This is a genomic window from Acidovorax sp. BL-A-41-H1, assembly GCF_051942715.1.
In genome coordinates this window covers 310,439-322,801 of the sequence record NZ_JBPVJQ010000005.1, presented here as the reverse complement: position 1 = coordinate 322,801, position 12,363 = coordinate 310,439, and the positions used below count along the sequence as shown (strand labels likewise).

Here is a 12,363-nt window from a genome sequence, read left to right as displayed (position 1 = left end):
TGGGCCTTGCACCTGCGAACCCGCTCTTCGATTCCCCTTCCGCTTTTTCCCCCTTTACCCCTTACCCGAGGTACCACCGTGCGCTCCTGCTCCGCCTTTCTGCTCGCCGGCCTGCTGGCCGTCCCACTTGCCCACGCCCAGTCAGCGCCAGCAGCCGTCACCACGGCCAGCGGCCTGGTCTACCAGTCGCTCAAGGAGGGCACCGGCGAATCCCCCAAGGCCACCGACACGGTCAAGGTGCACTACCGCGGCACCTTCCTGGATGGCAAGGAGTTCGACAGCTCGTACAAGCGTGGCGAGCCCACCGAGTTCCCGCTCAACCGCGTGATCCCCTGCTGGACCGAAGGAGTGCAGCGCATGAAGCCTGGCGGCAAGGCCAAGTTGACCTGCCCCCCCGGCATTGCTTACGGTGCCAGCGGCGCGGGCGGCGTGATCCCGCCCAACGCCACGCTGAACTTCGAAGTCGAACTGGTGTCCGTACGCCGCTGACCATGCCAGCCCGCCCCCGTCGTACAGGCTGTCCCCATGTTGCTGAAGGTCGGTGACCTCGCACGGCGCGCCGGCCTCACGGTGCGCACGCTGCACCACTACGACGAGATCGGGCTGCTCAAGCCCTCTGGCAGGTCGGACGCCGGCTACCGGCTTTACAGCCAGGCCGATGTGCAACGGCTGCACTCCATCCAGACCATGCGGCAGATGGGCCTGGCGCTGGGCGACATCGGCGAGCTGCTGGCCGGTGAAGGCGTGGCGCCGCAGCGCATCATCAGCCAGCAGATCCGCGCGCTGGACGACCAGATTGCCCGCGCCACCGACCTGCGCAGCAGGCTGGCCATGCTGCGCGACGGGCTGGTGGCCGGAGCGGAGCCTGACATGGGCAACTGGCTGGAAACGCTGGCCCTCATGACCACCTATCGCAAGCACTTCAGCACCGCCGAGCTCAAGCGCATTTTCGAGAGCTGGAAAGCCATCGAGGCCGACTGGCTTGCGGTGAAGGACGAGGTGCGCCGTGCCATGGACCAGCAACTGCCCCGCAATGCACCCGAGGTGCAGGCGCTGGCCTATCGGTGGATGGCCCTGATGCTGCAGTGGATGCATGGCGACATGGACCTCCTGGAACGGTGGGGCCACATGTTCCGCACCGAACCCACCGCCCAGGGGCGCAACCATGCCCCGCCCGGCGACATGATCGAATACATCGAAGGCGCGATCAAACTGCGCATGGCACTGCTTGAAAAGTACCTGCAGCCCGAGGACTTCAGCGCCCTGGGCCATGTGCCGCACCACGCGTGGGCCGACTTGCAGCGCGATGTGCAGGCCTTGATGGCGCGCGCCCTGCCCTGCCACCACCCTGACGCACTGGCCTGCGCGCGCAGGTGGAGTGCGCTGCTGGACACCCTCGCCAGCCATGACTCAGGTCTGCGTGCCCGGCTGATGCAGGCCACGGCCAGCGAGCCCTTGCTGCAGGCCGGCTCGCCCTTGAGCAGCGACGTACGGGCGTACCTGCAGGCCGCGGCCGCGTGCGCGCAACCGGGCAAGCCGGGCTCGGCCAGTTGTGCAATTCCGATGAATTCAACGGCGCCTCAGGATCCATTGGTCTGACCGTACGCAACCTGAGCGCTGCAGCGTGGGCAAATTTGAGCCCACGGCGCTTGACCCTCACGCTACGTGAGGCTGCACAGTCCGCACCCATGGACTCCAAACACCCACATCCCACAAGCACGGGCCGCACGCACGCCGCACCCGACGCGCGCACAGCCCTGCTGCGCGACCGCAATTTCCGCTTCCTCATCAGCGGCTCGTTCCTGTCGATGCTGGGCGACCAGTTCACCCTCATCGCCCTGCCGTGGCTGGTGCTGCAGATGACCGGCGACACGCTGGTGCTGGGCACCGTGCTGGCGCTGGTCAGCGTGCCGCGCGCGCTCTTCATATTGATTGGCGGAGCGCTGGTAGACCGCCACTCGCCCAAGCAGGTGCTCATGGTCACCAAATACGTCAATCTGGTACTGCTGGCCCTGCTTGCCGGGCTGGTGCTGGCAGGCGCCCTGACCCTGTGGATGGTGTACCTGCTGGCGCTGGGTATAGGCCTGGCCACGGCGTTCAGCATTCCATCCGGCACGGCCATGATGCCGCACGTGGTAGCGCCCGCGCAGCTGCAGGCGGCCAATGGCATCAGCCTGGGGCTGCGGCAGCTCACGATGTTCATGGGCCCCTTGCTGGCAGGCCTTCTCATTGCGTTGTTTGGCACGGGTGGTGTTGCTCCGGCCAGCCCAACGGGTGCCATGGCCAGCGCCACCGGTATCGGCCTGGCGTTTGCGCTGGATGCGCTCAGTTTCGCCGTCTCGGCCTGGACGCTGGCCCAAGTGAATACGCGCACCGCAGGCGCGGGCGCTACACCCGCAGCCACCGGGGCGCCTACGCAGGCCGCGCTCGCATCGGTATGGCACGGGCTGCTGCACTTCTGGCGCGACCAGGAGCTGCGCACCTGCTTTCTCTACTGGAGTGCCATTGCCCTTTTCATCATGGGGCCCATCCACATCGCCATTCCGGTGCTGGCCAGCAGCCAGCCGCAACTGGGTGCAGCGGCGTTCGGCACCATCGTGGCGGCGCACGGCGCAGGCACGTTGCTGGGCATGGTGGCATCCGGCGCGCTGCCAAGGCTGCGCCTGGGCAGCCTCGGCTTGACGATTCTGGTGTTCGATGCGGTGATCGGGCTGCTTTTCATGCCCATGGGCCAGATCACGGCCACCTGGCAAGGCGCTGCGCTCATGCTCGTCATCGGGCTGCTGGGCGGGTTCATGCAGGTGCGCGTGTTCACCTGGATCCAGCAGCGTGTGCCGCCAGCCCTGCTGGGCCGGGCCATGAGCCTGTTCATGTTCATCTTCATGGGACTGGCGCCCATCTCGGCCGCGGTGACCGGATGGGTGATGAAAGCCGTCACACTGGGCCAGCTGTTTGCCGCCAGCGGCGCGTTGCTGGTGGCACTGGCCGCGCTCGCCCTGGTGCTTACGCCGCTGCGCCGCGTGACGGATGCGCCCGTGCGCGCGGCGCCAGGGGGTTGATCACACCTCGGTGACGAACTGCTCGCGCGGGCGGCGTACCTTCTTGAGGTTGACCAGCCAGTCGCCTTCGTCGGCGCGGTAGCCCAGGGGCAGGATCGCCACGCTGCGCAGGCCGCGTGCACGCAAGTCCAGGATTTCGTCGAGCGCATTGGGGTCAAAGCCTTCCATGGGCGTGGAGTCCACGCCTTCGAAGGCTGCAGCCATCAGCGATGCGCTCAGGCCGATGTACGCCTGGCGGGCTGCGTGCTGGAAGTTCACCTCGGCATCGCGCTGGGGGTACATGCCCAGCAGCATCTGGCGGTAGTTTTCCCAGCCTTCGTTCTTGAAGCCGCGCTGCTCGTTGGTCAGGTCAAACATCATGTTGATGCGATCAGCCGTGTAGTTGTCCCACGCGGCAAAGACCAGCAGGTGCGAACCGTCGGTGATCTGTGCCTGGTTCCAGGCGATGGGCTGGATGCGGGCGCGCACGGCGGCATCGGTCACCACAATGATCTCGAACGGCTGCAGGCCACTGGATGTAGGTGCCAGACGCGCGGCTTCCAGGATGCGCTCGACCTTGTCCTGGGGCACCTTCTTGGCGGGGTTCATCTTCTTGGCGGCGTAGCGCCATTCGAGCTTGCTCAACAGGGGTTGGGCAGTACCGGTATCGTTGGTAGTGGTCATGATTTTGGTCCTTGGAACTGGGTGACTGGAACGCGGCATGCACGGAGGTGTGCACGTTGCAAAGACTGTAGTCGCCTGCCGACCGGCCGGTAACTGCCCGCGGGGAAAAGGATTGTTCACCCAGCGGAAACAATCGACCGACCTGGGCACCGGACAACGGGCGCAAACCCCGCACACGCCCACGCCTTGGAGGCGTCTGCCCTGGGCTGCGGCGTACACTCCGCCGATCCAGCTTTCGCGTGACGCCCCGCGGTACAGGGCCCTGCGCCGCCGCCTGCAAAGCGCCCCACCATGAGCGAACCCGACCTGTCCTTCCTCGATCCTGCCGGTCGAAGCCCTGCACAAACCGCATCTGCACCGGCTCCCGTGCTGGAGCGCCGCGCTGCGCCGGGTACCGACCGGCGGGCAGCCACAGCGGGTGACCTGGTGGCCGAACTGCGCGCCTACCAGGTTGAGCTGGAAAACCAGAACAAGGTATTGCGCTACAGCCAGACGGTGGCCGAGAGCGCGTATGAGCGGTTCGAGACGCTTTTTGCCAGCGTGCCGCTAGCCCTGATGGTGGTAGACGAGCGTGACCTGGTGGTGCAGGCCAATTCCATGGCGCACCGGCTGTTCCAGCCCAGCGAACGCGACCGGCCCCTGTCGGCGCTGATGCCTTTCGTGCGCGACGAAGACGCCGGCCGTGTGGCCGAGGCCTTTGTGCTGGCGCGCGACGCAGGCCGCAGCGAGGTCAAGGAAGTGGTGTTCGCCATCAGCGCCGAAGTGCGCATCACCGGCGACCTGCACATCGCACACATCGAAGCCCCGCAAGACAGCGGGCCGCCGATGCCGCAGTTTCTGTGTGCCGTGATCGACCAGGGCCCGCTGCTGGCCGAGCGGCAGGCGCTGCAGCAAAGCGCCCAGGCCCTGCAGCAGCGCAACGAACAGCTCTTTGCCAGCGAAAAACGGCTCGAAGCCGTCATCAACTCGGCACTGGACGCCATCATCTGCGTAGACCAGCATCAGCGCATCACCGTGTTCAACCCCACGGCGGCCGCGCTGTTCCAGTGCAGCGCCAGCGATGCGCTGGGCAGCCCGCTCCAGCGGTTTCTGCCCGATGCGATACACGCGCTGGCGTTTGCCCAGCTGACCACACAGGCGCTCCTGGGCGAGATGACGGCCCTGACGGTGGGAGGCAAGGAACTGGCGGTGGAGGTGAGCGTGTCGTTCGAGCGCCATGCTGATGGCGAAACCACGACCGTGTTCGCGCGCGACCTCACCGGACGCAAGAAGGCCGAGGCGCACCGCAGCGAGCTGGAAGCGCAGCTGCGCGAATCGCAAAAGATGCAGGCCGTGGGCACCATGGCAGGCGGTATCGCGCACGACTTCAACAACATCCTGGGCGCCATCCTGGGCAACGTCGAGCTGGCCAAGGCCGACTGCAACGCGGGTTCGCCCGTGCTCGAAAGCCTGATGGAGATCGACAAGGCCGGCCGCCGCGCGCGCGACCTAGTGCGCCAGATTCTAACCTTCAGCCGCAACGAACCCCCGCAGCGCACCGCCGTGTCCGTGGCCGAGGTGGCGCACGAAACCGAGCGCCTGCTGCGCGTGACCCTGCCGCCTGGCATTGCGCTAGACATGCAACTGCCCGTCGGCCTGCCGCCCGTGCTGGCCGATGCCACCCAGGTCGAGCAGGCCCTGCTCAACCTGTGCACCAATGCCATCCACGCGATCCAGGGCGCGGGCAACGCGCGCGGCGCGATCCACGTCGAGGCCACGGCCGTGCAGCCCGACCAGCGCCTGGGCGAACGGCTCGCGCTCGCATCGGGCGACTACGTGGCGCTGACCGTGCGCGACACCGGCCCGGGCATGGATGCCGCCACGCTCGAACGCATCTTTGAACCCTTCTTCACGACCAAGCCAGTCGGCCAGGGCACAGGCCTCGGCCTGGCTGTGGTGCACGGAGTGATGCGCACCCACGAAGGCGCGGTGGATGTGCACAGCGTGCCGGGCCAGGGCAGCCGGTTCACGCTGTACTTTCCGGCGGCGCCCGCAGGGACTGCGTCGCCAGCCACAGCCGCCACTGCGGCGGTGGCCGATGCGCCTGCCAGCACCATACCCCCCGCAGCGGCAGGCACTACACCCGCCGACAGCAGCGGCAGCCACCAGCCCCGCCCGCGGCATGTGATGTATGTGGACGATGACGAGGCACTGGTGTTTCTGGTGCAGCGGCTGCTGCGCCGGCGCGGCTACGTGGTGAGCGGCTTTACCGACCCCCACGCCGCCACGGCTGCACTGCGCGCTGACCCCGAACGCTACGACCTTCTGGTGACCGACTACAACATGCCCGGCTTTTGCGGCGTGGACCTGGTGCGCGAGGCGCGGCTGATACGGCCAAGCCTGCCGGTGGCGCTGGCATCGGGATACGTCACCACCGAGATCGAACAGGCGGCACTGGCCGAAGGCGCCCGCGCACTCATCCACAAACCCAACGACGTGGAAGAACTGTGCGCCACCGTGCAGCGGCTGGTGGCGGGCGACGATGTCGCCGGGTGATCCGCCATCGCAACGGGCTGCCCTGCCAGAGGCTGCCACGGGCCATGAATCAGCGCTCCGGCTCGCGCCCGGCGTACAGGCCGTGTTTGAAGACGCTGACCTTTTGGTGCTGCACAAGCCCGCCGGGCTGCTGTGCGTGCCCGGCCGCGGCCCCGACAAGCAGGACTGCCTGAGCGCCCGGGCGCAGCAGCGCTGGCCCGGGGCACTGATCGTGCACCGGCTGGACCAGGCCACCTCCGGCCTGGTGCTGATGGCGCGGCACATCGAGGCACAGCGGCGCCTGTCCCAGGCATTTGCCGAACGGCAGGTGCACAAGCGTTACCAGGCCGTGGTGCAGGGCTGCCTCATGCTGGATGGAGACGGGCAGGACGACGAGGGCGACGACGGCGGGGCATGGAATGAGATCAGCCTGCCCATCGGTGCGGACTGGGAGCGACGCCCGCTCCGCGTGATCGACCACGCCAAAGGCAAACCCAGCGTGACCCGGTGGCGCACGCTGGCCACCGGCAACGACCTGGCCGACGGCCCCGACGCCTGCACCACGCGGGTGGAACTGGAGCCCATCACCGGCCGCACCCACCAGTTGCGCGTGCACATGGCAGCCATCGGCCATGCCATCCTGGGGGACGCACTGTATGCCGACGCGGCCGCGCAGGCACTGTCGCCCCGCTTGTTGCTGCACGCCTGCCAGCTGGCATTCACGCATCCGGCAACGGGTGAACCTGTTTGCATCCACCTGCCACCTGATTTTTAGCGAAACAAGCCGCAAGCGCTTGTTAAACAATCCCTTGTAGCTATAATTGTTATAGCAACCAGATCGACAATGCGGTCCGCCATATCGCCCACGGTACCGCCGCTATGCTGCCCGGCAACGCAGGAGCCCGCTGGTGACAGCCAGCCGTAGGACTGGCGCAGTACCATGGCGAGATGCCTCAAAACCACCTCTACATCCTCACCGGCGCCTCGCGCGGCATGGGCCTGGCCATGGCCCAGCAGCTGCTCAAAAGCGGCAACACGCTGATCTGCATTGCCCGCAGCACCAGCCCCGACCTGGCCACCGAGGCCAAGGCCGCAGGCGTCACGCTGGAGCAATGGCAGCAAGACCTGTCGCAAGGCGAGCAGGCGGCCCACAAGCTGCAAGACTGGCTCTCTGCCCAGGGCCCGCAGGCGTTTGCAAGCGCCACATTGATCAACAACGCGGGCGTGATCCCGCGCATCGCGCCGCTGTCGGCCAGCGATGCCGATGATCTGGCCCATGCCCTGCGCGTGGGGCTGGAGGCGCCCATGCAGCTCACCGCCGCCTTCCTGGGCGCCACCGACAGCTGGACGGTGCCGCGCAAGGTGCTCAACATTTCCTCGGGCCTGGGCCGCCGGGCCATGGCGTCGCAAGCCGCCTACTGCGCCGCCAAGGCGGGCATGGACCACTTCACCCGCTGCGTCGCGCTGGACGAAGCCACCAAGCCGCACGGCGCCCGCGTTTGCTCGCTGGCGCCCGGCGTGATCGACACCGACATGCAGGTACAACTGCGCGGGGCCGACCCCGCCGCGTTCCCCGACCGCCAGAACTTTGCCAACCTCAAGGCGGGTGGCCAGCTCACATCCCCTGCCGACGCCGCCACCCGCGTGCTCGGCTGGCTGGAACGCGCCGACTTCGGCACCAACCCCGTGGCCGACGTGCGGGATGCATGATGCCCGTTTGCTCCTTTTTTGATAGCTATTAGTGCAATCAATACAAGCGCTAGCGGCCTGTTTGACCCAAAAATTGACCAGAAATCCCCCTGAAAGGACCTCCCCATGACCCGTGAAGTCGTCGTCGTCAGCGCTGTGCGCACCGCCATTGGCACCTTTGGCGGCAGCCTCAAGGATGTGCCTCCCACCGAACTCGGCGCGACCGTGGTGCGCGAGTCGCTTGCCCGTGCCAACGTGGACGGCAAGGACGTGGGCCACGTCGTCTTCGGCCATGTGGTGAACACCGAGCCCAGGGACATGTACCTCTCGCGCGTGGCAGCCATCAACGGCGGCTGCGGCGAAGGCACGCCCGCCTACAACGTCAACCGCCTGTGCGGCTCGGGCCTGCAGGCCATCGTGAACGCCAGCCAGTCCATCCTGCTGGGCGACACCGACGTGGCCATTGGAGGCGGTGCCGAGAACATGAGCCGCGTGCCCTTTGCCAGCCTGAACATGCGCTGGGGCGCCCGCATGGGCGACACCAAGATGGTGGACATGATGATCGGCGCGCTGCACGACCCCTTTCACAACATCCACATGGGTGTGACGGCCGAGAACATCGCCGCCAAGTGGGGCATCACCCGCGAAGACCAGGACAAGCTGGCGGTCGAAAGCCACAACCGCGCCGAGCGCGCCACCCAGAGCGGTGTTTTCAAGGACCAGATCGTCCCGGTCACCCTCAAGAGCAAGAAGGGCGATGTGCACTACGCCACCGACGAGCACTTCCGCCCTGGCGCCACCATGGAAGACCTGGCCAAGCTCAAGCCGGTGTTCATCAAGGAAAACGGTACGGTGACCGCGGGCAATGCCTCGGGCATCAACGACGCCGCCGCTGCCGTGGTGCTGATGGAGGCGGGTGCCGCCAAGGCCCGTGGCGCCAAGCCTCTGGCCCGCCTGGTGGCCTACGCCCACGCAGGCGTGGACCCCAAGTACATGGGCATCGGCCCCGTGCCTGCCACGCAGCTGGCGCTGAAGAAGGCGGGCCTCACGGTGAACGACCTGGACGTGATCGAAGCCAACGAAGCCTTTGCCGCGCAGGCCTGCGCCGTGACCAAGGACCTGGGCCTGGACCCGGCCAAAGTCAACCCCAACGGCTCGGGCATCTCGCTGGGCCACCCCATCGGCGCTACCGGTGCGCTCATCACCGTCAAGGCCATTCACGAGCTGCAGCGCATCCAGGGCCGCTACGCGCTGGTCACCATGTGCATCGGCGGCGGCCAGGGCATTGCCGCCATCTTTGAACGCATCTGACCCCACGGCCCTGCCCGCGCGGCATTGCCAGGCCCACCATCGTGGCTGGCGATGCTGCCGCGCCGGATTGGCAACACCGGCAGCCGCCAGGATCGGCGATCATTTCGCGCTGCCGGCCGTGCCGCCGGCCCTGAACAACACGGAGACAACCACCCCATGATTCGCCAACTGCTCACCTTCACCACGCTGGCCCTGGCCGTGGGCCTGACCGCCCAGGCTCAGACAGCCGCCCCTGCAGCCGCAGGCGCCTACCCCAACAAGCCCGTGCGCCTGATCGTGCCCTTCCCGCCAGGCGGCGGCACCGACATCCTCTCGCGCCTGGTGGCCACGCGGCTGACCGAGAGCGCCAAATGGTCCGTGGTGGCCGACAACAAGGCCGGCGCCGGCGGCACCATCGGCATCACCGAGGCCGTCAAGGCCGCGCCCACCGGTTACGACCTGGTGATGGGCCAGAAAGACAACCTGGTCATCGGCCCCTGGCTGTACAAGAACCTGCCGTGGGACCCGACCAAGGACCTCACCGCTGTGGCCCACGTGGCCTACACGCCCGTGATCATCGCCACCAGTGCCACTTCCAAGTACAAGACGCTGGCAGACGTGATTGCGGCTGCCAAGGCCTCCCCCGGCACCGTCACGTATGGCTCGCCAGGCAATGGCACGTCGATCCATCTGGCGGGCGACCTGTTCGAGAAGGCGGCGGGCATCAAGCTCAGCCACATCCCGTACAAAGGCTCCAGCCCCGCACTCATGGATGCGCTGGCGGGCAATGTGGACCTGCTGGTGTCGTCGGTACCATCGGCCATGGCGCAGATCAAGTCGGGCAAGCTGCGCCCGCTGGCCGTCACGTCGGCCAAGCGCAGCTCGTCGCTGCCCGATGTGCCCACCGTGGCCGAATCCGGCTACAAGGACTTTGACGTGAGCACCTGGTACGGCGTGTTTGCACCCGCTGGCACGCCCGCCGCCGTGGTGACCACCGTGAACGCCGAAATCAACAAGCTGCTGGCCACCGCCGACATGAAGGCCGCCATCCAGGCCCAGGGCGCCGAGCCCGAAGCCATGTCGCCCGCTCAGTTCAGCACCCTGCTCAAGGCCGACTACGTCAAGTGGAAGGGCATCGTGGAAGCCTCGGGCGCGAAGATCGAATAAGCCTCTGCTGCCGGGTACGATGTGCCCGGCACACCCCGGTTTCGACAACGCCCCGGCGCCTGCGCACCGGGGCGTTTTGCCGTCCAGCGCCAGTACCTGCATCGCTACTGCACTCCTTTCGCAACATGACCACCGACGCCCTCGAACAAGCCCGTACCGCATTCCTGCAAGGCACGGCCGCCTTTGCCGAGCAGCGCTTTGACGATGCGGCGCAGGCCTTCGCGCACGCCCTGGCCCTGGCGCCGGGGCGGCCATCGGTCATGCTCAACCTGGGTGTGACGCGGCTGCACCAGGGTCAGCCGGCGGCAGCCCTGCCCCTCCTGGAGGCCGCCACAGCCGCCCTGCCCGATGCCAGCGACGCCTGGAGCGCCCTGGCGCTGGCCCACCACCAGCTGGCGCGCTGGGCCGACTCGGCGCGCAGCCACGAACGCGCGCTGGCGCTCGGGGCCGATTCGGCTGCGCTGCGTTTGCGGCTGGCCGAAAGCCTGTCACGACAGGGCCTGGGTGGCGCGGCCGTCGAGCACTACGAAAAGGCCCTGGAAGCAGACAACACGCTGGTCGAAGCGTGGAGCGCACTGGGCGATGTGCTGCGCGAAAGTGGCCAGCTCGACCGTGCGGCCCACTGCTACCAGCGCGCGCTGGACTTGGGGGCCGACCCTGCACTGCACCACTATTACCTGGCGGCACTGCGGCCGCAGGCGCCGCTGGTGGAAGCACCGCGCACCTACGTGCAGGCGCTTTTTGACGGCTATGCCCACGATTTTGAAGACCACCTGGTGGGCCAGCTGGGCTACCAGGGCCACCGCCTGCTGATCGAGCAGCTGCCGCCCGACTGCTCAGCCTTTGCGGCGCGCGTGCTGGACCTGGGTTGCGGCACCGGCCTGTGCGGCCCGCTGCTGCGCACCCGCGCCGGTCACCTGACGGGTGTGGACCTGTCGCCCGCCATGGTTGACAAGGCCCGCGCTCGCGGCCTGTACAACGATCTGCACGTTCACGACATCCACGACCACCTGGGCGACGGCGGTGCGCCGTACGACCTGATCGTGGCCGCCGATGTGTTCATCTATGTGGGCCCGCTGGAGCGCGCCTTTGCGCTGGCGTCACTGCGCCTGCAGCCCGGTGGCTGGCTGGCCTTTACGGTGGAAGACGCCGAGCAGGGCCCGGGCGTGCAACTGCTGCCCAGCCTGCGCTACGCCCACCGCGAGGACTACCTGCGCGCCCTGGCACACACGCATGGGCTGGCGGTGCGGAAGGTACTGGATGCACCTATCCGCTTTCACGAACACCAGCCCATTGCGGGCCGGTATGTGTACATGCAGAAGGCCTGAAATGGGCCGTGTGGCCGTGTGGCCGTCTGGGCGCGCTTGCAGGGTGCAAATTCGACGTGCGGAGCCCGGGCTGAAACGCCTCGGAAGCCCTTAGCCGCGCACCACCATCACGGGCACGCGCACCACGCCCAGCACCTTTTGCGCCACGCTGCCCAGCATCAGCTTTTCCAGCCCGCGGCGGCCGTGTGAGCCCATCACGACCAGGTCGATATCGGTGCCCTCCAGCGCGCGCATGATGCCTTCATGCACGGCATGGCCCTCGCCCACCACAGTGGTCACGGGCACACCCGCATCGCCCATGGCCTTGCGCACGGCCTCCAGCGCAGCGTTGGCTTCAGCCTTGGCGGCGTTGATGTACTGCGCCTGACCGTACGCAAAGTCGGCACCCACGCCGGTGAAGGGATACGGATCGACGACATACAGCGCCGTCACTGCGCTGCCAAATGCCTTGGCCAGCCCGGCAGCTTTGGACACGGCCAGCAGTGATGTTTCCGAACCGTCGACAGGAACCAGAATGTGCTTGAACATGGTACTTCTCCTTGAGTGAGGTGGAGGCCAGGCTCGTGGCCCAACCTTGACGACGAGTGTCCCCCACCACCATACCGCGCACCTTGATTCGGATCAAATCCCGGGGACGCGGCCGAACAGGAAAT

General features: G+C 67.2%; 11 protein-coding genes. 9 read left to right on the top strand and 2 right to left on the bottom strand.

The features are described from left to right. Positions 1 to 78 precede the first annotated feature (78 nt). The 3 genes from ACTPOI_RS12575 to ACTPOI_RS12565 all read left to right on the top strand — a co-directional run bounded on the left by ACTPOI_RS12575 (position 79) and on the right by ACTPOI_RS12565 (position 3,059). Positions 79 to 489, top strand: a complete 411-nt coding sequence (locus ACTPOI_RS12575; RefSeq protein WP_440109278.1) for an FKBP-type peptidyl-prolyl cis-trans isomerase — start codon at positions 79 to 81, stop codon at positions 487 to 489. A gap of 36 nt (positions 490 to 525) precedes the next feature. Next, the gene (locus ACTPOI_RS12570) at positions 526 to 1,599 is read left to right on the top strand and encodes a MerR family transcriptional regulator (RefSeq protein WP_440109276.1); all 1,074 of its coding nucleotides are present in this window, start codon (positions 526 to 528) and stop codon (positions 1,597 to 1,599) included. Between the two features lie 89 nt (positions 1,600 to 1,688). Beyond that, positions 1,689 to 3,059 carry an MFS transporter gene (locus ACTPOI_RS12565; protein ID WP_440109274.1) on the top strand — a complete coding sequence of 457 codons (1,371 nt, stop codon included), beginning with the start codon at positions 1,689 to 1,691 and terminating at the stop codon, positions 3,057 to 3,059. On the opposite strand, the gene ACTPOI_RS12560 is transcribed toward ACTPOI_RS12565, so the two are convergent. After that, complete coding sequence (locus ACTPOI_RS12560) at positions 3,060 to 3,722, bottom strand: NAD(P)H-dependent oxidoreductase (protein WP_440109272.1); 663 nt, start codon at positions 3,720 to 3,722, stop codon at positions 3,060 to 3,062. It lies immediately after the preceding gene. Positions 3,723 to 4,013: 291 nt separating this feature from the next. Between ACTPOI_RS12560 and ACTPOI_RS12555 the strand changes: the two genes are divergently transcribed. The 6 genes from ACTPOI_RS12555 to ACTPOI_RS12530 all read left to right on the top strand — a co-directional run bounded on the left by ACTPOI_RS12555 (position 4,014) and on the right by ACTPOI_RS12530 (position 11,710). Further along, positions 4,014 to 6,257, top strand: coding sequence for an ATP-binding protein (locus ACTPOI_RS12555; protein WP_440109270.1), 2,244 nt, complete (start codon positions 4,014 to 4,016; stop codon positions 6,255 to 6,257). Then, positions 6,244 to 7,011: an RluA family pseudouridine synthase gene (locus ACTPOI_RS12550; RefSeq protein ID WP_440109268.1), complete on the top strand. Its 768-nt coding sequence runs from the start codon at positions 6,244 to 6,246 to the stop codon at positions 7,009 to 7,011. Before ACTPOI_RS12555 ends, ACTPOI_RS12550 begins: the two co-directional genes overlap by 14 nt. 173 nt (positions 7,012 to 7,184) lie before the next feature. Continuing rightward, on the top strand, positions 7,185 to 7,946 hold the full coding sequence (locus ACTPOI_RS12545) for an SDR family NAD(P)-dependent oxidoreductase (RefSeq protein ID WP_440109266.1): 762 nt from the start codon (positions 7,185 to 7,187) through the stop codon (positions 7,944 to 7,946). Positions 7,947 to 8,051: 105 nt separating this feature from the next. After that, positions 8,052 to 9,236, top strand: coding sequence for a beta-ketothiolase BktB (gene bktB, locus ACTPOI_RS12540; protein ID WP_440109264.1), 1,185 nt, complete (start codon positions 8,052 to 8,054; stop codon positions 9,234 to 9,236). Positions 9,237 to 9,392: 156 nt separating this feature from the next. Continuing rightward, a complete protein-coding gene (locus ACTPOI_RS12535) occupies positions 9,393 to 10,382 on the top strand; it encodes a Bug family tripartite tricarboxylate transporter substrate binding protein (RefSeq protein WP_440109262.1) in 990 nt (329 codons plus the stop codon). 125 nt (positions 10,383 to 10,507) lie between these two features. Then, positions 10,508 to 11,710, top strand: coding sequence for a tetratricopeptide repeat protein (locus tag ACTPOI_RS12530; protein WP_440109260.1), 1,203 nt, complete (start codon positions 10,508 to 10,510; stop codon positions 11,708 to 11,710). Positions 11,711 to 11,800: 90 nt separating this feature from the next. Here ACTPOI_RS12530 and ACTPOI_RS12525 read toward each other — a convergent pair whose 3' ends face one another. After that, positions 11,801 to 12,238, bottom strand: a complete 438-nt coding sequence (locus tag ACTPOI_RS12525; protein WP_440109258.1) for a universal stress protein — start codon at positions 12,236 to 12,238, stop codon at positions 11,801 to 11,803. Positions 12,239 to 12,363: the final 125 nt, after the last annotated feature.

Excerpts from the sequence above, each read along its gene's own strand:
- ACTPOI_RS12570 (WP_440109276.1), top strand. The coding sequence starts at position 526 with ATGTTGCTGAAGGTCGGTGACCTCGCACGGCGCGCCGGCCTCACGGTG.
- ACTPOI_RS12565 (WP_440109274.1), top strand. The coding sequence starts at position 1,689 with ATGGACTCCAAACACCCACATCCCACAAGCACGGGCCGCACGCACGCC.
- ACTPOI_RS12560 (WP_440109272.1), bottom strand. The coding sequence starts at position 3,722 with ATGACCACTACCAACGATACCGGTACTGCCCAACCCCTGTTGAGCAAG.
- ACTPOI_RS12555 (WP_440109270.1), top strand. The coding sequence starts at position 4,014 with ATGAGCGAACCCGACCTGTCCTTCCTCGATCCTGCCGGTCGAAGCCCT.
- ACTPOI_RS12550 (WP_440109268.1), top strand. The coding sequence starts at position 6,244 with ATGTCGCCGGGTGATCCGCCATCGCAACGGGCTGCCCTGCCAGAGGCT.
- ACTPOI_RS12545 (WP_440109266.1), top strand. The coding sequence starts at position 7,185 with ATGCCTCAAAACCACCTCTACATCCTCACCGGCGCCTCGCGCGGCATG.
- bktB (WP_440109264.1), top strand. The coding sequence starts at position 8,052 with ATGACCCGTGAAGTCGTCGTCGTCAGCGCTGTGCGCACCGCCATTGGC.
- ACTPOI_RS12535 (WP_440109262.1), top strand. The coding sequence starts at position 9,393 with ATGATTCGCCAACTGCTCACCTTCACCACGCTGGCCCTGGCCGTGGGC.
- ACTPOI_RS12530 (WP_440109260.1), top strand. The coding sequence starts at position 10,508 with ATGACCACCGACGCCCTCGAACAAGCCCGTACCGCATTCCTGCAAGGC.
- ACTPOI_RS12525 (WP_440109258.1), bottom strand. The coding sequence starts at position 12,238 with ATGTTCAAGCACATTCTGGTTCCTGTCGACGGTTCGGAAACATCACTG.